The organism is Mongoliibacter ruber, from assembly GCF_003003005.1.
Taxonomy (GTDB): domain Bacteria; phylum Bacteroidota; class Bacteroidia; order Cytophagales; family Cyclobacteriaceae; genus Mongoliibacter; species Mongoliibacter ruber.
Genome location: NZ_PVTR01000007.1, coordinates 225,785 through 249,282, shown reverse-complemented (window position 1 = coordinate 249,282; position 23,498 = coordinate 225,785). Strand labels below are relative to the sequence as shown.

At 39.1% G+C, this 23,498-nt stretch carries 23 protein-coding genes and 1 tRNA gene; 19 read left to right on the top strand and 5 right to left on the bottom strand.

From position 1 onward, the window contains the following. Nucleotides 1–110 precede the first annotated feature (110 nt). From yidC to lepB, 7 genes are all read left to right on the top strand, one after another. Nucleotides 111–1,919 carry a membrane protein insertase YidC gene (yidC, locus tag CLW00_RS13280; protein WP_106134167.1) on the top strand — a complete coding sequence of 603 codons (1,809 nt, stop codon included), beginning with the start codon at nt 111–113 and terminating at the stop codon, nt 1,917–1,919. A gap of 151 nt (nt 1,920–2,070) precedes the next feature. Then, nucleotides 2,071–2,754 (top strand): metal-dependent hydrolase, encoded by a 684-nt coding sequence (locus tag CLW00_RS13275; protein WP_106134166.1) that lies wholly within the window; start codon nt 2,071–2,073, stop codon nt 2,752–2,754. 8 nt (nt 2,755–2,762) lie between these two features. Next, on the top strand, nt 2,763–3,548 hold the full coding sequence (locus tag CLW00_RS13270; RefSeq protein WP_106134165.1) for a ParA family protein: 786 nt from the start codon (nt 2,763–2,765) through the stop codon (nt 3,546–3,548). Nucleotides 3,549–3,553: 5 nt separating this feature from the next. Then, entirely contained in the window at nt 3,554–4,471 is a 918-nt protein-coding gene (locus tag CLW00_RS13265; RefSeq protein WP_106134164.1) for a ParB/RepB/Spo0J family partition protein, read from the top strand. Between the two features lie 51 nt (nt 4,472–4,522). Further along, nucleotides 4,523–5,089: a DUF5683 domain-containing protein gene (locus CLW00_RS13260; RefSeq protein ID WP_106134250.1), complete on the top strand. Its 567-nt coding sequence runs from the start codon at nt 4,523–4,525 to the stop codon at nt 5,087–5,089. Nucleotide 5,090: 1 nt separating this feature from the next. After that, entirely contained in the window at nt 5,091–5,813 is a 723-nt protein-coding gene (dapB, locus tag CLW00_RS13255; RefSeq protein WP_106134163.1) for a 4-hydroxy-tetrahydrodipicolinate reductase, read from the top strand. A gap of 14 nt (nt 5,814–5,827) precedes the next feature. Further along, on the top strand, nt 5,828–6,904 hold the full coding sequence (lepB, locus tag CLW00_RS13250; protein ID WP_106134162.1) for a signal peptidase I: 1,077 nt from the start codon (nt 5,828–5,830) through the stop codon (nt 6,902–6,904). Nucleotides 6,905–7,339: 435 nt separating this feature from the next. On the opposite strand, the gene ung is transcribed toward lepB, so the two are convergent. Then, nucleotides 7,340–8,002 carry a uracil-DNA glycosylase gene (gene ung / locus CLW00_RS13245; RefSeq protein ID WP_106134161.1) on the bottom strand — a complete coding sequence of 221 codons (663 nt, stop codon included), beginning with the start codon at nt 8,000–8,002 and terminating at the stop codon, nt 7,340–7,342. Between the two features lie 76 nt (nt 8,003–8,078). On the opposite strand from ung, the gene apaG reads away from it, so the two are divergent. Then, nucleotides 8,079–8,465: a Co2+/Mg2+ efflux protein ApaG gene (gene apaG / locus CLW00_RS13240; RefSeq protein WP_106134160.1), complete on the top strand. Its 387-nt coding sequence runs from the start codon at nt 8,079–8,081 to the stop codon at nt 8,463–8,465. Further along, a complete protein-coding gene (locus tag CLW00_RS13235) occupies nt 8,443–9,240 on the top strand; it encodes an O-methyltransferase (protein ID WP_245917291.1) in 798 nt (265 codons plus the stop codon). Before apaG ends, CLW00_RS13235 begins: the two co-directional genes overlap by 23 nt. Nucleotides 9,241–9,251: 11 nt before the next feature. Here CLW00_RS13235 and CLW00_RS13230 read toward each other — a convergent pair whose 3' ends face one another. Beyond that, nucleotides 9,252–9,836: a methyltransferase domain-containing protein gene (locus CLW00_RS13230; protein ID WP_106134159.1), complete on the bottom strand. Its 585-nt coding sequence runs from the start codon at nt 9,834–9,836 to the stop codon at nt 9,252–9,254. Nucleotides 9,837–9,870: 34 nt separating this feature from the next. On the opposite strand from CLW00_RS13230, the gene CLW00_RS13225 reads away from it, so the two are divergent. The 4 genes from CLW00_RS13225 (at nt 9,871) to rplI (ending at nt 12,052) form a co-directional block, all read left to right on the top strand. Next, nucleotides 9,871–10,788, top strand: coding sequence for a hypothetical protein (locus CLW00_RS13225; protein WP_106134158.1), 918 nt, complete (start codon nt 9,871–9,873; stop codon nt 10,786–10,788). 158 nt (nt 10,789–10,946) lie between these two features. Next, on the top strand, nt 10,947–11,318 hold the full coding sequence (gene rpsF, locus CLW00_RS13220) for a 30S ribosomal protein S6 (protein ID WP_106134157.1): 372 nt from the start codon (nt 10,947–10,949) through the stop codon (nt 11,316–11,318). Beyond that, entirely contained in the window at nt 11,315–11,566 is a 252-nt protein-coding gene (gene rpsR, locus CLW00_RS13215; RefSeq protein ID WP_106134156.1) for a 30S ribosomal protein S18, read from the top strand. The genes rpsF and rpsR overlap by 4 nt, the downstream gene beginning before the upstream one ends. Nucleotides 11,567–11,608: 42 nt before the next feature. Further along, nucleotides 11,609–12,052: a 50S ribosomal protein L9 gene (gene rplI / locus CLW00_RS13210; protein WP_106134155.1), complete on the top strand. Its 444-nt coding sequence runs from the start codon at nt 11,609–11,611 to the stop codon at nt 12,050–12,052. Nucleotides 12,053–12,110: 58 nt separating this feature from the next. On the opposite strand, the gene CLW00_RS13205 is transcribed toward rplI, so the two are convergent. Then, nucleotides 12,111–12,359: a hypothetical protein gene (locus CLW00_RS13205; protein ID WP_106134154.1), complete on the bottom strand. Its 249-nt coding sequence runs from the start codon at nt 12,357–12,359 to the stop codon at nt 12,111–12,113. Between the two features lie 250 nt (nt 12,360–12,609). Between CLW00_RS13205 and trhA the strand changes: the two genes are divergently transcribed. Then, complete coding sequence (gene trhA / locus CLW00_RS13200; protein WP_106134153.1) at nt 12,610–13,248, top strand: PAQR family membrane homeostasis protein TrhA; 639 nt, start codon at nt 12,610–12,612, stop codon at nt 13,246–13,248. 130 nt (nt 13,249–13,378) lie between these two features. Beyond that, a tRNA-Gln gene (locus CLW00_RS13195) sits at nt 13,379–13,451 on the top strand. 59 nt (nt 13,452–13,510) lie between these two features. Here the strand turns inward: CLW00_RS13195 and CLW00_RS13190 are convergent. Beyond that, complete coding sequence (locus tag CLW00_RS13190; protein WP_106134152.1) at nt 13,511–15,073, bottom strand: calcineurin-like phosphoesterase C-terminal domain-containing protein; 1,563 nt, start codon at nt 15,071–15,073, stop codon at nt 13,511–13,513. A gap of 245 nt (nt 15,074–15,318) precedes the next feature. On the opposite strand from CLW00_RS13190, the gene CLW00_RS13185 reads away from it, so the two are divergent. The 4 genes from CLW00_RS13185 (at nt 15,319) to CLW00_RS13170 (ending at nt 22,248) form a co-directional block, all read left to right on the top strand. After that, nucleotides 15,319–15,498, top strand: a complete 180-nt coding sequence (locus CLW00_RS13185) for a histone H1 (protein WP_106134151.1) — start codon at nt 15,319–15,321, stop codon at nt 15,496–15,498. A 94-nt stretch (nt 15,499–15,592) separates the two neighbouring features. Continuing rightward, the gene (locus CLW00_RS13180) at nt 15,593–16,114 is read left to right on the top strand and encodes a YdeI/OmpD-associated family protein (protein WP_106134150.1); all 522 of its coding nucleotides are present in this window, start codon (nt 15,593–15,595) and stop codon (nt 16,112–16,114) included. Nucleotides 16,115–16,432: 318 nt separating this feature from the next. Further along, nucleotides 16,433–20,962, top strand: coding sequence for a T9SS-dependent choice-of-anchor J family protein (locus CLW00_RS13175; protein WP_106134149.1), 4,530 nt, complete (start codon nt 16,433–16,435; stop codon nt 20,960–20,962). Between the two features lie 146 nt (nt 20,963–21,108). Beyond that, entirely contained in the window at nt 21,109–22,248 is a 1,140-nt protein-coding gene (locus CLW00_RS13170) for a 1-acyl-sn-glycerol-3-phosphate acyltransferase (RefSeq protein WP_106134148.1), read from the top strand. Between the two features lie 7 nt (nt 22,249–22,255). Here CLW00_RS13170 and CLW00_RS13165 read toward each other — a convergent pair whose 3' ends face one another. After that, a complete protein-coding gene (locus tag CLW00_RS13165) occupies nt 22,256–23,458 on the bottom strand; it encodes a GAF domain-containing sensor histidine kinase (RefSeq protein WP_106134147.1) in 1,203 nt (400 codons plus the stop codon). Between the last annotated feature and the right edge of the window lie 40 nt (nt 23,459–23,498).

Sequence of the window (23,498 nt, the reverse complement as noted above, 5' to 3'; positions counted from 1 at the left end):
ATAAAAAACTCAATTTGATTGATCAAGTAACCCAAAATGGAGCTGATTCATAAAAGCTACCGATTTTGGGTTACTTTTGCATTTCAAACAAAGAGTATAAAGTTAGTTTTATGGATAGAAACCAAGCGACAGGACTGATCCTATTCGCCGCAGTATTGCTGATTTATTCGCTTTTCTTTGCGAGTGTGCCAGAGCCTCTCCCTGAAGAAAGTACAGAAGCTGCACAGACAGCTATTGCCAAAGAAGGGCAGGATGATCAAGCCCAGGAAGATGTTATTGTAGAGTTTGATGAACCTGACAGCCTTCAAGACATTGCGGCGCAAAGAAAATTCGGCGTATTTGCAGCCATGACCAAAGGTCAGGAAGAGGATGTGATCATAGAAAATGATAAGATGATTGTCACTTTTTCTACCAAAGGAGCTGAGATCAAACAAGTAGAGTTAAAGGAATTTAAAACCTGGGATCAAAGACCACTTTTGCTTTTGGATGAAAGCAGTTCAGATTTGGATTTCATTATCCAGACTGATAAAGGTGAATTAAGCCTCAACCAATTTTACTTCAATCCTACAGCGTCCACAATTGACATGGAAGGAGTCAATGCCCAAGTCATTACTTTTATTGCTCAGAGTGGCAATGGTCAGATAGTAAGGACCTACACATTGCCCGAAGGAGGTTATATTCTAGGTAAATCACTTGAGTTTGCTGGATTGAATGGAAATTTGAGCAACTCAAACGTTCAGATAGTTTGGGAAGACAGGCTGTTGAGACAGGAGCAAGATTTGGAAGAGTCCAGGAGAAAAACCAACATCAATTGGTATAAGCTCTCCGGCAAACACAATGACCTGAGTTTGACTTCTGATTCAGATGATGATCAAATCGGGGAACCACTCAAGTGGATGAGTTTTAGCCAAAGATTTTTCACAGCAGGTATCATCGCTGAGAGCCAGTTTAATTCAGGCAATTTTGAGCAGGTAACGCCAAAAGATACCTTGACCGTAAAAAACATGAGGGCTGAACTTCAGCTACCCTTGGAAAATGGTAGGGTTGGCCTGAATTATTACTTCGGACCAAACAATTACAATGTCCTTAAAAAAGTAACCCCAGGTTTTGAAGAAAACGTCTACATGGGTTACGTTTTTGTAAGCTGGGTCAACAAATATATTATTGTTAACCTCTTTCAATTCTTAGAAAGATACTTTACAAATTATGGTGTGATCATCATATTGATTGTGGTGATAATTAAATTGTTCTTGTTCCCTCTTACATACAAATCTTATGTAGGAATGGCCAAGATGCGGGTGATCAAACCAGAGATAGATGAGTTGAAAGCTAAGTATCCGGATGATCCTACCAAAATGCAGCAGGAGCAGATGAAGCTTTTCGGTAAACTTGGTGTAAGTCCGATTTCAGGCTGTCTGCCAATGGTTTTCCAAATGCCTTTCTTATTTGCAATGTTCTTCTTTTTCCCCAACTCCATAGAGTTGAGGCAGGAGTCATTCCTTTGGGCGCATGATCTATCCACCTATGATGCCATATTCTATTTACCATTCAATATACCGTTTTATGGCTCCCATGTGAGTTTATTTACATTGTTGATGACAGTCTCACAGATTGCATATACACACTTCAACAATCAGCTTACGGCACAGACAGGTCCAATGAAAAATATCGGATACATCATGCCGGTCATATTCATGTTTGTACTTAACTCATTCCCAGCTGCATTGAGCTTCTATTATTTCGTTTCAAACATGGTGACATTTGGTCAACAAGCTTTAATCAAACTTTTTGTAGATGATTCCAAAATCAGACAGAAAGTAGAAGAAAGCAAATTGAAAAATGCCAACAAGAAAAAATCCAAATTCCAGCAAAAACTGGAAGATGCAATGAGAGCGGCTGAAGCCAACAAGAAAAAGTAATTAGAGAGACCTGAAAGGGTCTCTTTTTTATTGGCATCCTCATTTTCAAAGTCTTACAAGTATCCACATACCTATGTGGAAAACAAATCGTTTACAGGTTGAATATAAATTATATCTTTGTAGGGCTTATAAACCAATAAACTGACACACCATGATTGAAATTACCTACTATGGGCACTCTGCCTTTTTGGTGAAAGTAGGGGATAAATCAATAATTTTTGATCCCTTTATCAGCCCAAATGAAAAAGCTTCCCAAATAGATGTATCATCCATTAAAGCTGACTACGTGTTGATCAGCCATGGTCATGAAGATCATGTAGCCGATGCGGAAGCCATTACCAAGGCCTCTGATGCCATGTTGGTATCCAATTATGAAGTCGCTGTATGGTTTGCCGAAAAAGGAGTTGAAAAGTATCATCCAATGAACCATGGGGGAAGCAAAAAATTTGATTTCGGAAAAGTAAAGTACGTAAATGCTATTCATAGCAGCACTTTGCCGGATGGTACTCCGGGAGGCAATCCTGGAGGATTTGTTATACAACATGAAGAAGGATGTTTTTATTATGCGGGAGATACAGCATTGACCTATGATATGAAATTAATCGCTGAGGAGTTTAAAGTTGACTTCGCTTTTATGCCGATAGGTGACAATTTCACCATGGGCATAGAAGATGCGATCAAAGCTGCAGATTTTGTAGGCACCAAGAAAATCATAGGTATGCACTATGATACCTTTCCGTACATAGAAATCAACTTTGAAGAAGCAAAAAAAGCAGCTTCAAAAGCAGGAAAAGAATTGATTTTACTTAATATTGGAGAATCTATAAAGATCTAAAGAACCTAATGGGAAAAGTTATTGCAATCGCAAATCAAAAAGGAGGCGTCGGAAAGACTACTACGGCTATGAATTTGGCAGCCAGCTTAGCTGTACTGGAATTTAAAACCCTTGTAATAGACGCCGATCCACAGGCCAACACCACTTCCGGACTTGGTCATGACCCAAAAGGTATAGACACCAGCATCTATGAATGTATGGTGGATGGTAATGATATAAACAGCATTATCCTCAAAACAGAAATTGAAAATCTTGAACTTGTCCCTTCTCATATTGATTTGGTGGGGGCAGAAGTAGAGATGATCAATTTAGACAATAGGGAAGAAAAAATGAAGAATGTGATTTCTAAAGTAAGGGACCTTTATGATTTTGTCATAATAGACTGTTCTCCATCTTTAGGTCTAATCACTATCAATGCACTCACTGCAGCGAATTCTATCATTGTTCCTGTTCAATGCGAATATTTCGCATTAGAAGGTTTGGGCAAATTGCTCAATACCATTAAAATTATTCAAACAAGGTTAAATCCGGATTTGGAAATAGAAGGCATCCTACTTACGATGTATGATATTCGCTTGCGATTAAGTAACCAAGTGGTAGAAGAAGTAAGAATGCATTTTAAAAATCTGGTTTTTGAAACCATCATTCCTAGAAACGTCAGGCTAAGTGAATCTCCAAGTTTTGGCCTACCGGTGATAGCTTTCGATGCAGATGGAAAAGGGGCAGTAGCTTACCTTAACCTTGCGCATGAAATTGCCATCAAAAATGGGATGAAGAAACCAACTGACGCATAAACTTTATGGCTGATAAAAAACCCACACCAAAAAAATCCGCATTGGGCAGAGGCCTAGGGGCATTGCTGGAAGACTCTCCACAAAAAGAGAAAAAGCAAGACCTCATTCCCTCCCACCCTTCTGCGGGCATATATGAAATTGCACTTGAAGAAGTTCAGGTCAACCCTTTTCAGCCAAGAACCCATTTTGATAAAGAAGCCCTTCAGGAGCTTGCCGACTCAATCACAGTACAAGGCATCATTCAACCCATCACAGTAAGAAAACTTGCTGATCATGAATTTCAGCTGATCTCAGGTGAAAGAAGGTTTCAAGCTTCCAAAATTGCGGGGCTTGAAAAAATACCAGCTTACGTAAGGACTGCCAATGACCAACAGATGTTGGAAATGGCGTTGATTGAGAATATTCAAAGGGAAAACCTGAATGCACTGGAAATTGCCAATTCTTATCAACGACTATTGGCTGAGTGCGACCTCAAACAAGAGCAACTTGGTGAAAGAGTAGGTAAAAACAGGACCACAGTTAACAATTACCTTAGGTTGTTGAAATTGCCACCTGATATTCAGGCAGGTTTGAGAGATAATAAAATATCAATGGGTCATGCAAGGGCTATTATTAATGTGGAAGATGTAGATCGTCAATTGGCCATTTACAACAAAACTATAGCCGAGGAACTTAGCGTAAGAAAGGTGGAGGCTTTGGTCAAAGCGCTAAACGATGGTCCTGAAGAAAAAGTCACTGACAAGCAGCAGGGGTTAGATCCTGTTAAGAAATATGAAATGGGTAAGATCCAGCAAAGACTGGCATCTCATTTTGGCAGCAAAGTACAGTTGAAATCTGATGGTAAAGACAAGGGTGAAATTAAAATACCTTTTAGGTCTACAGATGATTTAAACAGAATCTTAGAAATATTGGAGATCATTTGAGCCTTGAAACCGGCAATTCCAAAAACCACTCTCTATCACAGATTACTGGCAATGATTCCAAAAGCGATCATTGCTGTTTTCGTTTTGGTAATTTCCGTTAATTCGGCAAAAGCCCAGCGACAGGATAGTCTTGCTATGGATTTCAGAGACATTCCAGAGATTGACCTCAGAAGAAAAGATGTCAAAGATCCGAAAAAGGCAACCATACTTTCAGCATTGATCCCTGGTGCCGGACAAGTCTATAATGGTATGGCTTGGAAAGTGCCCCTAATTTACGGAGGATTTGCTACCAACATCTTCTTTATTGACTTCAACAATCGTAGGTATCTTGCATTGAGAGAGGGATTGTTTCAATTAGACAGGGGAGAAACTAATAACTTCCCCAATCTCAACAGAGTTGGACTTGTCAGACAAGTGAATTTTTGGAGGAGAAATAGAGATTTGAATTACTTTCTCTTTATTGGTATTTATGCCCTAAATATAATAGACGCTCATGTAGATGCACATCTGTCCTCTTTTGATGTAAGCGAAGACCTTACTTTTAGGTTAGAACCCGTATATGAGAATCTTTGGGCGGGAAATAATATGATTGGACTATCATTGAAAATTAACTTCTAGAATGAATATACTACTACTAGGATATGGTAAAATGGGTAAAATAATCGGTGAATTAGCCGAAAGCAGAGGCCATCATATCGCAGCAAAAATCAACATTGACAATAGGCAAGAGCTAGAAAATCTGGATAAAGATAGCATTGATGTGGCCATAGAGTTTAGCCAGCCTGATGCAGCTTTCGAAAATATTAGCTGGGCTATAAAAAAAGGGATTCCTGTAGTCTCCGGTACTACCGGTTGGCTGGATAGAATACCAGAAGTGGAAAAACTTACCCAAGACAATGACACGGCCTTCTTTTATGCTTCCAACTTCAGTGTGGGGGTAAATATTTTCTTCAAAGTGAATAAGTTCCTCGCAGGTCTAATGCAAGACCAAAAGGATTACAGCGTATCACTAGAAGAAATACATCATACTGAAAAAAAGGATGCACCAAGTGGCACAGCAATCACCTTGGCAGAAGGGATTATTGATGGTATTCCTAGAGTACAAAACTGGAAAATGTCCGATGATAGCGACATTACCGAACAGTCTGTACCCATCACTTCAAAAAGGATAGATCCTGCTCCAGGCACTCATATTATCCGCTATCAATCTGAAATAGACGATATTGAAATTTCCCACACAGCGCATAGTCGGAAAGGCTTTGCACTTGGTGCAGTTTTGGTATCCGAATGGATAAAAAATAAAAAAGGTATTTTAACAATGGATGATTTCCTATCTTTCTAAAATATTCAACTACAATGACAGGAGAAAAAAAGAAAAAGTCAGCTACCCGAGAGTGGGCAGATGCACTCATATTTGCAGTTATTGCAGCTTCCTTGATAAGGTGGCTTTTACTAGAACCTTTTACCATTCCTACAGCATCTATGGAAAAATCCCTACTAGTAGGTGATTTTCTGTTTGTGAGTAAAATGCACTATGGAACCCGGGTCCCCAAAACCCCTCTTCAAATTCCTTTGACTCACCAAAAAATCTGGGGGACTGACGCCAACTCTTACTTGGATTGGATACAACTTCCTTACATGAGGTTACCAGGATTTTCGTCAGTGAAAAGAAACGATGTAGTAGTTTTTAACTACCCTGCTGAATTTGAATATCCAGTTGATCTAAAAACCAACTATATCAAAAGAGCCATTGCTGTTCCAGGTGATGTGATTGAAATCCAAGGCACACAGGTTTTCATTAATGGAGAAATGGGTGAAAACCCAGAAGAAATGCAGTTTTCATATGATGTGATGACCAATAGGAATTTGAGTTCGGACTTCTTTGATGACTATGGAATCAATCCTGAAAGTTATATGCCATTTTCAAATGGTGCTGGATACTTGGTTATGGCTACGAAAGAGACAATAGAACGACTCAAAAAATCCCCAGCAGTGGGTAGTGTCAACTTAAGGACCGACAGAGCTGATCTTGGTGATCCTAGAGTCTTCCCTGATGGAGCATATTTCGGCTGGAACAAAGACTATATGGGTCCACTCGAAATCCCTGGTAAAAATTGGTCTATAACTATGGACAAAGACAATATCGCAAAGTATGCCTTTACCATAGAAAAATACGAAGGCCATGATGATGTAGAGGTACGTGACAATGAACTATATATTGACGGGCAAAAAGTAGAAAGCTACACCTTCAAGCAAAATTATTACTTTATGATGGGTGACAATCGCCATGATTCTCTCGATTCAAGGTACTGGGGTTTCGTGCCTGAAGATCATATTGTAGGCAAAGCATGGTTCTTGTGGTTATCCCTCGACAAACACAAATCCATGTTTAACAAAATACGTTGGAGCCGATTCCTCAACGGTATCCATTAAATTTAAAAGGCCAGCGAAAGTTGGCCTTTTTTTATTTCCCAGCTTCCAGGTGGTTAAATGATAATCGTAAATGATTCTTCATCAACCCTTTTCCTCCATCCAGACCTTCCGAGTTTTGGAAACCCCAAAGGTCAACCTCAACCCATTTTAAAATTTGTTTCACTTGCCTCTAAACTCGCCACTCCTTCATCATCCATCATTCGATATTATTTCAAATTCCAATTCCTAATCCAATCAGCCATCGCTCCGATTTGCCCCTCGTAATTCGTAAACCTGCCTACCGGAAGGCTAGGTCGTAATTCGTAAATTAACAGACCAACACCCCACAGATCACCAACCTTTACCTACACCCTCGAACAGACTCGACCCTAATTCTAAAATCTTAAATCTTAAATCTATAGTCACAAACCCTTTCATCCTTCATCCTTTCATCCCTTACCACTTTATAGGTTCCAGCCCTTTTTCCTTTAGGTATGCATTTGCTTTTGAGAAATGACCACAGCCTAAAAATCCCCGGTGTGCAGAAAGAGGACTCGGATGAGGGGCGTGCAATTTCAAATGTTCTGTTTCAGAAATAAAGGATGCTTTCTTCTGTGCATAGGCACCCCAAAGCATAAACACAACATGCTTCTTTTCTTCAGCTATACACTTGATCACTGCATCTGTAAAATTTTCCCAACCCTTTTTCTGGTGTGATCCAGCTTGCTGCGCTCTGACAGTCAAAGTAGCATTCAACATCAATACTCCTTGTTTGGCCCACCTCTCAAGATTTCCATTTGATGGAATGGAAAGATCAAGATCTTTATTGAGTTCTTTGAAAATATTTAAGAGACTTGGAGGAAAAGGTACTCCCTCTCTAACTGAAAATGAAAGGCCATGCGCTTGACCTGGTCCATGATATGGATCTTGACCCAAGATCACTACTTTTACTTGGTCAAATGGACAATACGAAAAAGCATTGAAAATCTCAGAGCCCTTGGGATATATGACCTGATTCTGGTACTCATCACGTATAAAGCCAGCCAATTCAAGAAAATATGGTTTTAAAAACTCCTTCTGAAGCCTCTTTTTCCAGCTTTCATCTATTTTAACATTCATTTTGATACAATTCGGTTGTTATTAATGATTTAAGTTTTATTTTTAAAGTTTAGAAAGGTTAAATCCACTACAATTTATGGTCACATCCATTACTGAAGGAGTCAAGGTTACAGTTGAAACGACCTACCAAGCCGAATTTTCTAGCCCGCACCAACATCATTATGTTTTTACCTACAAGGTAAAGATAGAAAACAACAGTGCCCACACCATACAATTGTTGAGAAGAAAGTGGGAAATCCATGATGCAGGTGATGCCACCAAGATCATAGAAGGAGATGGAGTCGTCGGCCAACAGCCAATCTTAGAACCAGGAGGTATTCATGAATATGTCTCTGGATGCAATCTGAAATCAGGACTTGGGAAAATGAAAGGCAATTACAAAATGGAAAAGCTTTTTGATGGGAAAATTCTGGAGGTACAGATTCCTGAATTTCAGTTGATTGCTGATATTTTTGATAATTGATTTGGACATATATCCATTTATTGCATACATAAGGTATTGGTTGAAGCAGGAAGATAGATTCTCCCTTCAAAGCCCATTCTTGGCCGATCTATATACCGGATTAATCACCTATCTTAAAACCAATTTATCTACTGAAGATCCTTTCTCAAGTCAAAGAAAACAACTGGCCGAAGATCATGAAAAAATACAGATTCTTGATTTTGGAGCAGGCTCCAAAAAGTTGAGTTCCAACTTCCGAAAAACCTCTGAAATATATAAATACAGCACTAGCGGGCGGAAATTCTCTACTTTATACCGTTATTTTTGTACTCAAACACCCGCCATTCATGTGATTGAACTTGGTACATGTGTTGGCATAAACAGTCTTTACCTGGCTTCCGCCACAAAAGGTAATCTGTATACATTTGAAGGCTCCCCTACTCTACTGGAAAAAGCAAAGGCCATCAACCCCTTTTCTCAGACATCATACATAGGAGGAAATATCGCAGAAACCCTTCCCAAACACCTCAACCAAGACCAAACTATTGACTTTGCACTCATAGATGCTACTCACACTTATGAAGCAACCCTTTCTTACTTCAATTCAATGCTTCCATTTATAAATGATTCAAGCATTATTGTAGTAGCTGATATACATTGGTCCAAAGGAATGGAAAAAGCATGGGAAGAAATTATTCAAAACCAAACAATAACTTTAAGCCTTGACTTTTACGAGTGTGGTGTACTCTTTTTTCGTAAAGGTTTAACCAAGTCACACTACATACTGGCAATATAAGTGTATTGTTTTTACTTGACCGCTTTCAAAAATAGCTCAGACCCTTTTCGGGGAATGATAGAATTTATACAAGGTTCTATTGTAACATTGCTAAATTTCTCCCTGAATAAAGGCAGGTACTCTTCTTTGACACCTCCAAAAGGCGGCCCATCATGCGAAAATTCAATCCCGAAAAGCACACCGACTAACCTACCGGCAGGTTTGAGAAGGCTATGCATTTTACTTACATAAGCTTTTCTGAGCTCAGGATCCAAGGCACAAAAAAACGTCTGTTCAATAATTAAATCATATTCACCTTCATGGTCAAAAAAATCTTCCTGCAACAATTGGGAATCAGGAAATGAGGGACAGCTTTTTTTGAATTTTCCCAAAGGGTATGAAGACAAATCCAAGACATAAACATTTTGAAAACCATTTTCAAACGCATACTTTGCTTCATAAGCATTGCCTGCACCAGGAATAAGAATCTTTACTTCTTTTTGGTTAAATTGGTCTAAATATTGCTTAATTGGGGTCGTTATTGAACCAACATCCCAACCAGTTTGGTTTTGCTTGTAGCGGTCAGTCCAATACTGAGCATCTAAACGTGTATTCATATTGTGACATTAGAAATTATTAGCTGTTAAACTTATGGAATACAATTACAATCCGCAAACCAAAAAAAGCGATAATGGAAAAAATATCCTCATTATTGTTTTAATCATTTTGGTGATTATCAGTGGCATCAAACTCTACACTGATTACCTGGACAGGACTCGCAAATCCGAAGAGATCCTTATCCTTTCTGAAGAAAATAATGACCTTAACAAAAGGTTGGACTCAATGACCTATCAACTTGATTTGAGGATTCAGGAAATTGAAAAACTCGGTGGTGATATAGAGTCTTTAGAAGAAATAAGATCTCAATTAATAGCTGAAAGAAATTCAGACAGAAAAAGATCATCCGAAGAAATTGCAGCATTGAATAGGCGAATCAACGGATTTTCAGCTACACTTAGGGAAAAGGACGATGAAATCATAAGGCTTAGAGAAGTCAATCAACAGCTTTTTGCAGAAAACCAAGACTTGAAAACTTCTCAAGCCACCATAGAGGAAGAAGTCGTCAAACTCAATTTAAAGCAACAAGAACTTCAGGAAAAAGTAGATATAGCCGCCTTACTCAAGGCTGAAAATATCGTAGTAGCGGCTGTAAACTCCAGGGGGCGAGAAAGGGAGGATGGTTTTAGGAACAGACAAATCGAAAAACTTAAGGTATCTTTTAACATAGCTGACAATAAGGTCGCTCCTGATGGACATAGAGATATTTATGTTCAGGTAATCGCACCAAACAACCAACCAATCTTCGATGTCGCTAAGGGTTCGGGTACTTTCACGCTTGATGGAAGAGAAGAATTTTACACAGCACATCAGGACTTACTGTTCAACAATTCCAAGCAACAACTGACCTATTATTATGAAAAAGGGAGCAAATATGCCTCTGGAATTTACGAAGTCAGGATATATGCAGACGGTTATAAAATTGGAAATAAAACATTTGAAGTAAAATAAAAAAGGCCTTCGGGTCTTTTTTTAATTGCCTTCATATGCAAAATCTTTATGGAAGCAATACAATTGCCACCATATTTTTCAAACTCAACTTGTAATAAACCGAATAATCTTCTACTTTTGCGGTCTGTTTAATTCAAGTACAGATAAACAATTAAATTATGTTCCAGAAGAATTATGAAACGGTATTCATACTAACTCCCGTTTTGTCTGATGTTCAGATGAAGGATACCGTAGACAAGTTTGTAGACTTGTTGAAAAAAGAGGGGGCAGAAGTCATTAATGTTGAAAATTGGGGTCTTAAGAAAATGGCCTATCCAATTCAGAAAAAAAGCACCGGTTTCTACGTATTGCTTGAGTTCAAAGCTGAGCCATCAATGATCAAGAAATTAGAGGTAGAACTAAGAAGAGACGAGAAAATCATGCGTTTCTTGACTACTGTTCTTGACAAGCATGCAATAGTATATGCTGAAAGAAGAAGAAAAGGTGAATTTAACAAAAAAGCTGAAGTTAAGGAGGAGCAAGCCAAATGACACTAAGAAACGAACCCATCAATAGAGTCGAAAACAGAAAGAAATACTGTAGATTCAAAAAGCACGGTATCAAGTATATTGATTACAAAGATCCTAACTTCCTTTTGAAGTTTGTCAATGAGCAAGGAAAAATTCTTCCAAGAAGACTGACAGGAAACTCTGCCAAATTCCAGAGAAAAGTGGCTAACGCCGTTAAAAAAGCAAGACACTTGGCACTTTTACCTTTCGTAACTGACGGTTTGAAATAGGCCATCAACCTTCGAATCATTCAAATTTTAAATTGAACAACAATGGAAATTATTCTTAAAACAGACATAAAAGGTCTTGGGTATAAAAATGACATGGTGGAAGTAAAGCCAGGTTATGGAAGAAATTACCTAATTCCTCAGGGTTTTGCCATGTTGGCAACTCCTTCTAACAAAAGGATCTTAGCAGAAAACATCAAGCAGGCAGCTCACAAAGCTGAAAAAATCAAAACAGCAGCTGAGGAATTGGCAGCTAAGCTTGAACAAACTACGCTAGAGATTAAAGCTAAAATCGGTGACTCCGGAAAAATATTCGGTAAAGTGACTACGCTTCAGATTTCTGATGCACTTTCTGAAAAAGGAATCGAAATCGATAGAAAGAAAATCGCTATCAACATGCCAGTAGGTGGCGAAGGTGAATTCGAAGCTGAAATTGATCTTCACAGAGAAGTGACCAGCAAAGTGAAATTTGTTGTTGTAGCTGAGTAGGCTTATAATAACATCATAACAAAAAAGGCTTTCGAAATCGAAAGCCTTTTTTGTTTAATTAGTTCAAAGCAATTTTTTCAAGATCATCTACCAATTTCTTGGCAACCGCTCTGCTGTTTTCTTCTCTTTTAGCTTTAAAAAGTTCAAGAGCTAGTTTACTCTTGGCAATTACTCCTACAGGATTGTTGTCGGAAAGGTAGCTGTTCCAGCACCAAGACAATTCTGAATGAAGTTTTTCGTCTAACTTTAGTTTTTCTAGTTTTTCAAGAGTAGAAACAATCGTTTTTTCTGAAATTTTCACTGACATGATATTATAAGTTTGGTTTGAAATTAAATGTCTATTTTTCAAAATCTGAACAAAACAATGCATTTTTTTTCATAATTACAATATAATCAGATGATTAGTGACATATATTTAACAAACAATCGATTTCGTTGGACATTGTCAAACAAAATAATCTAAACTCTTCACAGCTATGAACAGGAACCAAAAAAATCACAAACAGTAAGTGCTAAAAGTTGATATATAGGTTTAATTTTGAATCATAACTTCAAAGATGGAAAGAAAACAAAGCCTTAAAGAAGAATTTGCCAACAGCATTACTCATGGATTTGGAATATTATTCAGTATAGTAGCCATTTCTCTTTTGGTAACATTCTCTATTCTCAATGGGAGTACCATTGAAATCGTCAGTTCGAGTGTTTTTGGAGCCTCTATATTGTTCCTTTATACCTTCTCTACATTGTATCATGCCATACAAGAAGAAAAGATCAAATCGTGGCTGCGTACTTTTGACCATATCGGCATTTACCTGTTGATAGCTGGTACATACACTCCTTTTCTATTATTGACTATTGGGGGCACATTAGGTTGGATTTTCTTCGGTATCGTATGGGGCTTAGCACTCTTTGGTTTAATATTTAAAATCTTCTTTACCCATAGATTCAAAAAAGCTTCCCTTATCCTGTATTTGGGTATGGGTTGGATGGCTATCTTTCTTGTTAAACCGCTATACTCTAATCTAGACCCCTCCATTCTCGGTCTAATAGCAGCAGGTGGAATTAGCTATACCCTGGGCACAATATTCTACACAAGGCCCGCAATGCGATTTGCACATACCATTTGGCACTTGTTCGTTTTGACTGGAACTGTCTTTCATTTTATCGCAATTCTCTTAATTCTTCAGTCAATTTAAATTTTTCAGATTGAGATTTAGAACTTTAGCTGGATTAGGGCAAATTCTTTTGAGGCAAATTTGCATAAAAAAGAAAGTCCACCTACATTTGTGACACCTTAAGAAAACGAAGGGAATTTAAAATAAAAATTGACCGATGGTGTAACTGGCAACACGTCTGGTTTTGGTCCAGAAGAGTCTAGGTTCGAGCCCTAGTCGGTCAACATAAAAAACCACTCACTCGAGTGGTTTTTTTGGTTAATTACTGTTCTGTTCCGATCGATTACTCGACAACCCTGAACTTTTTTTCAGCCTTATGGGTATTGCCATACATATCTTCCGCCATTACTTCAATTGAATGCTCGCCTGTTGGCAAGTCCGAAGGAATTCCAATGCGCCACAAATGGTCAGTTCTTACCGGGGAAGATGGACGTCTGCCTTCCACAGGCTTATCTGAAGTATCCCACCTGAACATATTGACCAAATAGGAAGGATCGTAATCTTCAATATTGTACATCTCCTTCCACTCGCCCTTGTTGATTCTTAATTTGACCACATCATCTTTGGTACCCGTAAAGAAATTGGCAAAGAAAGCTGCCGAAGTCCTTACTCCTTTTTTCAATACTTTGGGCGCAAAGATCTCAATCTGATAATCGGAAGCTCTTTTGGCTGGCTTATATCTTGCTATGTAATCTGTGCCGTCAAAATCCATAAACACATAGCCATTGGGTGAGCCATCTCTCATCGTAGAAGCAGGAACGCCCATTTCAACCATCTCTCCGGAATACCAATCTCCAGATGGAGTACCAATATTGAAATGGTGATGAGGTTTTGCTTGTTGATACCCATCTTCTTTTCCAAAAAATGTCTGCTTCATGTAATGCGTGTGGGCGGATAGCGAAACTGTATAGGGAAAATCAGAAAGCAATTCGAAAAGTTTTTCCCTATCAGCATCTCTGAAACTATCACCCTCTTCAAAAAGCGGTATATGCATAAACAGCACAATGAGCTTGTCCTTAGGAACTGTTTTCAAGTTATTTTCAATAAATGCCATTTGATCAGGTCTAAAGCCGCCCCAATATCCTAATCCATCTCTGGGATCTGGATAAAGAATGTTCTCCAATACGATAAAATGTACCTCCCCATGGTTGAAGGCATATGTAGCAGGGCCAAAATTTGCGGTAAAGCTTTCATCGGAAAGTTCATCACTTTTTGCATCAAAGTTCATGTCATGATTGCCCATGACAGAATACCAAGGAACTCCAACTTTACTGATAACTTTTGCATAGGGCTGAAAAAGATCAGGGTCATCTCCTACTATATCTCCTAAAGAAATCCCAAAATCCACCCCTTCAATTCCTACTACCTCAGACACTACTCCCCTATCAAAAAAGCCCAATTGTTCTTCTGAATATGGCTGGGGATCTCCAAATATCAATGCAGTAAACTTATTTTTTTCATCACCAGGTAACAAACCAAAGTCCACCGATTTTGGAAGATCTCCGGTAGGTGCTACACCTGGAAACTGATAAGTTGCCGGAGAACCTGACGGCTTGTGGATATAAAAAAACTGGGGAAGGTTATTTTCGTCAACTGGCAGATTGTAAGCGGATGGTTTGATTACAAAAATCACCTGATCATCAGATATAGGAAGCTCATATTTACCAGAATCATCCGTCAAGACCACTTCTTGACCATTGGAAACAGCAACACCTGCTATTCCTTTTTCCCTTCTTTCTTTTTTGCCGTTTTGGTTGCCGTCTTCATATACAATTCCTGTGACAAATTGAGCCTGTAGGGCATTGGCAAGGAAAAATACATAAATACCAAGTAAGATTTTTTTCATAATTGATTGGTTTTTATTTTAAAAATAGTGCAAAAGCGATGCATATCGATTACCTAAAAATTAACCTTGTATTAAGCTTTTAAATAGGCTATTTATCGCTCTAAATGTCGCAAATAGCTATTTATAGGTTAATTTTAAGGAAAAGTCCAATTTTTTGAAAAAATAAACCTTTTCAAGTTCGTGTAATTGGCAATTCTGTATATCTTGAATTCTTAATTTTAATTTCAACCCAAAACTTATTATTTATGAGCAGATTTGAAGAAGTAGTTGCACAGGTTTCCGAATTGGAAGCTGATTTCAAAAAATTTTATGAGCAAGGTAACAAAGCAGCCGGCACAAGGGTAAGAAACGGAATGAACAACCTTAAAAAAATGGCTCAGGACATCAGAAATGAAGTTACTGAAATCAAAAACTCAAAAAAATAACAATTCTTTACACTCTAGAAAAGAAATTTACCACTGCAATTGATAATGCAGTGGTTTTTTTTTACTGTCTAACATCTATTCCTACTTTACCGGAATGAAATACATATTTGAATCTACATTGGAAAATTTCAATTCAGCTCTATGGCACTTTCATGTGCCAGTCCCTGATGCTACTGCAATGGAACTGATCGAAGCTGATAATAGAAGGATCATTTTCCAGATCAATGAAAATGAACCAAGTCATGCTGCCTTGATGAAGACTAAAGATTATTGGTTTTTTTTATTGAATAAAAACCAATGCGTAAAGTTCAATATCAGTGAAAATGACAAAATACGTGTAACCTTGGAAAAAGATAGGTCTGAATATGGATATTTCATGCCTGAAGAACTAAATATCATGTTGAACCAAGATGAAGAAGGGGCTCAGTATTTCCATCAGTTGACCAAAGGAAAGCAGAGAAGTCTTATTTACCTTGTCGGTAAAGTGAAAAACTTAGATTCTAGAATCAACAAAGCACTTGCAATTCTTTCACATCTAAAAGAAGTAAAAGGTCAATTGGATTTCAAAAAACTGAATGAAAAAATCAAATTTTTTAACAACATAAACAAGCAGTAAAATTAATTTTAGGCTTAAATATCCATTTATTTACACAAAAGCTGTATTGACATTCAAAACCTTACTTTTCACCTCTTACAATACTTTATATTTACATTTTTAAACGATTGGTAATGTATTGGTTTTTAATTGTTTTAAATGATTGATTTGATAATAATTGTTTAACTTTTTAACCAAAATCAATATAAAGTTTTAAACACACTAATTTTTAACAATTCAATAACAATAAAATTCTGAATTTTTTGAAAGCAATAACGTAGATTTAGTGGCATTTTATATATGTAAAACTGCAATTCATTCCATCACAAATTAAAAAGTATGAAACAAACTCTACCTAAAATGGTGCTCTTGTTCCAGCTGTTAATGTTACTCTTTGTGCAGGTCAATGCACAAACAGAGGTCATTGCAGGTTGGACTTTTGATGCTATTGAAGTCTCAGAACGAGAATTTGCCGATCTCGGCAACGCAAACAACACGGGTGAAAATGCCCAAATCATCAACCCTGTAAACATCAACTTCACAACATATGTGCAAGGAACAGGCGGTTCGGGTACTTTTGCCAAAAACTCTAATGGCTGGCAGGACGCTGCGACAACTGAAAAATATTGGCAAGTAAAAGTCAATACACTTGACTTCGAAAACCTCAGTGTATCGAGTAAACAACAAAGCTCGAATACTGGACCCAAAGAATTCAGGATTGATTATAGTTTGGATGGTACAAATTGGACCACTATACCTGAAAGCAGCTTTGATGTTGCTAACAATTTTGTTACAGGCACCGTAGCCTCTTTGGCGATTCCAGCTGCTGCTTCCAATCAAGCTGAACTTTTCATCAGATGGATAGCCACTTCTAATGTAAGTGTCAATGGTGGCATCATTGCCTTCGGTGGAACCAACAGAATAGACGACATACTGATCGAAGGTACTCCGATTGGAGAGGTAGTTCCTGAGCCTGAACCAACCACTTTAGGACTTTGGGACTTCAGTGGTGAACCGGGAGATCAAGCCTCTACTGAGGGCGAGGGAAGCATCAATATCACTGCATTGGATTTCATCAGAGGAAGTGATATCAACCCAACGAACGCCTTAAATTCCATAAGTGGAAGCAATTGGAGTATTGGTGAAAACGCGTATTTCGAGTTTGGATTGACGGTAGATGAAGGATTTGAGGCCAAAATGGCGGAATTACTAATTGCCACAAGGTCTTCCAATACAGGACCAGGTGATTTGGCACTGAGGTATAGTCTTGACAACTTTGAATCTGATTTGATCACTTGGTCAAATTCAGGTATAACCTTCAGCAACTTGAGACTAGACCTTTCAGAATTGCCCGCTTTGACAGGTTCTGTGAGATTCAGAATCTTAGTCATCAGCAATATATCGGCAAATGGCGGAACGCTCGCTTCAGGCGGGACATTGCGGGTAGCGAACCTTTTTGAAGAAGGCGTTTCGATTCCTGTACAGTTTACAGGATCCCTAGCAGAGTCTGAGGTCATTCCTCCAGCAGAACCAGAGAAATTCATTGAGTGGAACTTTGCTGGAGAGCCTGGAAACCAAGAGGCTACTGAAGGCCTATCGCTAAGCGATGGTGTTCTTGCCAAAAATTTTGAAAGAGGTCCCGGTTTGATTGCCAATGCTGGTGCCAATTCCATCAACACAAGGGCTTGGAATGCTGCTGAAGGCGCCTACTTAAGCTTTGGATTTGATATTTCTCCGGACAAATTGGTGGATTTGAGCAAACTTCAAATCGGTTCAAGTGCTTCCAATGGTGGACCTTCTGCTATGGCTTTGAGGTATAGCGGGGATGACTTTGGTTCGGATCTTGCCACTTGGGATAATACCACAACTTTCTTAAATCAGGAAATTGACCTAAGCCAGCTTTCAAACCTTTCCGGTGAAGTAGAATTCAGAATTGTATCTACTTCCAATACAGCTGTCAATGGCAATACCCTAGGTGCAGCCGGTACTTTTAGAATCACAAATTTCTTCCCAGGCAATTCTCCTGTCAATTTCTTTGGCGTAGTGAAAGATGCTGAAGGAGTCTTGATTCCTACTGTGACTATTGAACCGACCACTCTAGACTTTGGACTATTCAGGATAGATGAAATTCCAAGCATTCTACAGTACCAATTGAATGCTGCCAAACTTGTAGGTGATGTAGTTGTGTCTACCACGGCTCCTTTTGGTTTGTCATTAGATGGTGAAAACTTTGTGGAGAGTCTAGTACTTACTCCAAGTCAATTAGAAGCAGCTGTAAGCATCTTCGTTCAGTTTGCTTCAGACGATGCCGGAGTATTCCAGACTGTCATCAGCCACACTACTGAAGGCCGTCAACCGGTTCAGTTGAATGTCAGTGCCACAGCTTTTGATCCATTCAACATCAGTGAAAACTTCAACGAAGCGTGTTCGCAAGGACTTCCAACAGGATGGTCAGCAATCAGTGTATTGGGAGATCAGGAATGGGCATGTACTACTTTCGGTAGAGCTGGAACCACTCCTACCGCCTCGGCACCTTTTGGTCTACAGATCAATGGTTTTGCAGCAGGTAGCGCAAGACTCAATGAGGATTGGTTGATTACACCGGCTTATGACCTTACGGGCTTCAACATCCCTCTGCTTTCATTCTACAGCCGTGTGGCATTCAATGGGCCTAGGTTGAAATTATTGATTTCAACAGATTATGTCGAAGGAGATCCTGACTCAGGAAACTGGACAGAACTGGAGGACAGATTTGCCAATGGTGACCAATGGTCTTTCTCAGGAGAACTGGACTTATCCGCTTACCTCGATCAAAGCATCAGGTTGGCGTTTGTATACAGCTCTTCTACTGAAGAAGGTGCCGCAAGATGGACACTGGATGACTTCGAATTGAGAAGCTCAGATCAACCGGCAGCTCCTTTCTTCTCCAATAGCATCGGAAATATAGACTACTTCCACTTCGGGATTGTACCGGCAGGAACTGTCTCCACAGAAACAAGGACTTTCAGTTTCACCTTAAGTAATCCAGTAGCTCCTCTTACAATAGACAATGGTGCTGTAGGTGGCTTTGAATTTTCTAAAGATGGTGTGACATTCAGTCCTAACCTCTCCTACTCTATTGAGGAATTGGCAGGAACCAAGACAGTGACGGTAAGATTTGCTCCGTCCTCTGAAGGAGCATTCAGCGGGCCTATCACATTTGAGTCTGGAGACATCAACGTCAAAAGAGGCTACCTTAGCGGTGCAACATTGGCTAAGGAAAAAACTTTTGATGTAGTAAACTGGAATATAGAATGGTTTGGATCCGCAGGAAACGGTCCAAGCAACCTTGACCTTCAACTTCAAAATGTCAAAACCTTAATAGAAGACTTGGATGCTGATGTGTATGCTTTCCAAGAAATCACAGGTTCTCAAAAATTGGATGAGTTGATTGAAGCTTTGGAAGATTACGAAGGCATCGTTTCTCCTGCAGTATCTTTGGGTCCTGACAATTTCGAAACGGCACAAAAACTCGTTTTTCTCTACAAGAAATCTACAGTAGAACCAATCAAAACGAGGGTATTACTAGAAGGAGTTCAAGCATCAGATTTGCTTGACTATCCATCCCCACCAGACAGATTCTGGGCAAGCGGAAGACTTCCTTTCTTACTGGAAGTAAAAACCAATATAGATGGGGTGCAACAGAAATTTAACCTTGTCAATATCCATGCAAGGTCAAATGGTGGCGGAGAAAGTGCGGGCAACCCAAGATATGCCATGAGAAGATATGACGTCAATGTTTTGAAAGATTCACTTGACGCGTATTATCCTGATGTGCCGCTGATCATTTTGGGTGATTATAATGATGACTTGGATGAAACAGTAGCAGATCAGACTGCGCCAACTGTCAATACATCAGAGACATCATTTATCAACTATATCAACGATCCGGAAAATTATACACCGGTCACTATTAGTTTGAGCAATGCAGGCCTAAGGTCATTCCCATCCTTTGAAAACGTGATTGACCATGTCATCATCTCTAATGAACTCAACGACAATTGGTTGGTGAATTCAGAGCGGTTGGTGGTACCCTTCGACTTGATACCAAATTACTTGAACACAACATCCGACCACCTTGCTGTCAAGACAAGGTTTACGGTCAGTTGTGACATTGATCTTCCTTTGATTATCGGAGAAAACGAGCTTTGTTTTGAATCTGGAAGCACGGAGTTACAATTGCTAGGTGGTAATTTCACCGGGGTCCTATTCTGGGAAACTTCCACTGATGGTCAAGCTTGGGACTTGGTAGAAGGAAGTGAGGGGCTTAATTCACTTGAAATAAATGAACTTTCCTCAAACAGACAATTCAGAGCTGTGGTGGAAACCAATCTTTGCATCAGCACCACAGAAAGCTTTGAGGTAGTGGTAAGAGAATTGCCTGAGCCATTTATATTATTTGAGCGAGGAAAATTGGCTACCATTGAAGGGCCATACACCTTCACTTGGTATAAAAACGAACAGGTGATTCAATCCGGTTCAGATAACACCGTGAGGATAGCCGGAGCGGGCGACTACAGGGTGGAAATCCAGGATGAGTTAGGTTGTCTAAGATCTTCCGACACCATAAAATTCCCGATCAGACCTACAAGAGTAAATGTGAGGATATTTCCTAACCCGGCAAACAGACTGGTCAATATTAGTCTGAGAAGTGCTGAAGGTTTACATAATGTAGAGCTTAGGTCGGCATTTGGAGCATTGATTGCTTCAGAATTGTCGGCAGATGGTTTCGTACAGTTTGACGTCACCAACTTATCCAAAGGAATGTACCTGATTGTCATCACTGATCAGAGTGGTCAAAGACAGATCGAAAGACTAGTGATCAAGTAACCTGATACTCAAATCATTATTGAAGCTGCTCCATTTGGGGCAGCTTCATTTGTTTTACACAATGCCTTGGATGTACATTATTGCAGTAAACAGACAGAACCTTTACTTAAAAATTGCTTTCTTTGTAGTCCAACAATATGAAACGAATGTCTCCTTTCGAAGAAATCAGACCTTATTACGATACAGAAGTCAATCAGGCTATCAGGGAAATTATAGATCACCCTATGCTCAAGGCTATGATGAACTTTACTTTTCCGGATCACGAAGATAAGTATTGGAAAGACCTGATGCTTCACTGTCATTCCATAAGAGACTTTCAGATCAATTTTATTTACCCTGGGGTCAATAAAGTATTGGAAAAAAGTTCTGCTGGTTTGACTACCTCGGGCTTTGAGAAACTAGACAAAGGAACTTCCTACCTTTTCATATCCAACCATCGGGACATTATCCTCGATACTTCTTTGCTCAATGCTTGCCTATATGAGCATGGACTTTTTATGACCACATCAGCTATTGGAGACAACTTGGTCAAAAAACCTTTTCTGAAAACCCTTTCCAGGCTGACACGCAACTTTATCATCAAGAGAGGCCTACCGGCCAGAGAACTATTGGAAAGTTCAAGGTTGATTTCTCAATTTATCAGGCATTCTCTGTTGAGAGAAAACAGGTCTGTATGGATAGCCCAAAGAGAAGGGCGAACCAAGGACGGTAATGACATGACCCACAAAGGGGTACTCAAGATGATCAGCATGGCTTCTGATAATGGGGAGCACTTTTTGGATTATTTCAAAAGACTCAATGTCGTACCAGTAAGTATGTCCTACGAGTACGATCCCACAGATATGTTGAAAATGCCCGAACTTCTGGCAAAAGCCAATCAAGAGGTATATGTAAAAGGTGAAAATGAAGATTTCAGCACTTTGTTGAGCGGAATAATCGGTCAAAAAAGGCGTATTCATATCCATGTAGGAGAACCACTCAATGACAAAATTGACCTGATCAAAGAAAACACTGCAGGAGTAGTAAAACAATTTCAGGCATTTACTGACCTGATTGACGATCAGATCATCTTGGGCTACAAACTATGGCCTACCAAATACATAGCACATGATATGTTGACCGGTACTGAACAGTATAAGTCTGAGTATAGTCCTGAAGAAAAAAGTCTATTTGAAGCTCGTTTCAAAAAGGGCGTTGACCAAAAAAACCCTTTGGCTGTCAAGAGTTTTCTGGCCATGTACGCCAATCCAGTCAGCAATCAAAAACGGCTGTTGGAAGAAGTGTGACTTTATCCTAGACAGGTAAATGTACCGTGAAGGAACTGTAGACACCTGGTTGAGATTCTATCTGAAGCTCTCCTTTCATGCTGTCTACCAAATGTTTGACAAGTGGAAGGCCAAAACCATAGCCAGTCTCCCCTTCTGTTCCATTTTTGGATTTTGCTTTCCCTTCCAGAATCTCTGAAATCTGCAATTCGCTGAGACCTCTTCCTGTATCACTCACACTTACCTGAAGCTCTTTAAGATCCTCTTTTTCCATCAAGGCTAAAGTAACTTTCACCTTCCCTTGCGAGGGAGTAAATTTGATCGCATTGGAAATCAGATTTCCAAAAATCTGTATCAGCTTATTCTTATTGAAAGGGACTTCTTTATTATCCCCATCAATATTTACATCGAGTACAAGCTCCTTTTGCTTTGCTTGAACATCATACATATCTGTAATTTTCTTCTGCAAAAGGGCAAGGTTAAACTCAGAATGACTATTTATTGAAGGCTTTTGAGCCTGCTGGGATTTATCGGTCAGAATTTCATCTGCCAGTTCTAAAAGAGACACTCCGCTTTTTTGAATCAATTGAATAAATTCCAAGACCTCTTCGAGGTTATTGTCATCACCCTGATCCTTAATGACCTGCGCCAATCCAATAATTCCGCCTAACGGGCCACGGATATCATGTGCTATTTTTTTGTTGTTTTGACCCATATCTTTCATGCTTGACTTCAATTGTTGGATAGTCAAGATGATCTTAAACCTATTCACAATTTCATCAGCTATGATCTTTAGCAACTCGACCTTTTCAGCAGAAAGCTCTCTTTCTTTTTTATCTATGACACAAAGCGCTCCAAGATTGAAGCCTTCATCATCCTTGAGGGGTATTCCAAAATAATAATTGAACCTAGGTTCACCTTTCACATAAGCTTTGTCCTTAAACCTGTCATCAGCCCTAAGATCATTCACTTCTAAAACCTCGTCACCCATAATAGTATAAGTACATATTGAATCCTCTCTTGGTGTCTGGATGGGATCCATGCCATGGGTAGCTACTGACCACTGAGTAAAACTGTCGATAAGGTTGATCAAAGAAATCTCAGCCCCTGCTACTTTGGCTGCCAATTTTGTAAGGTCTTTAAACTGTTCTTCTAATTCGGGGTAATCAAAATCATATTCACTTAATCGGATGATTCTTTCGAATTCATTCGAGGGGATGGGTATATTCATAGTTTATGGATTCTTGTAGTATGTTAAGCAACATACGTAT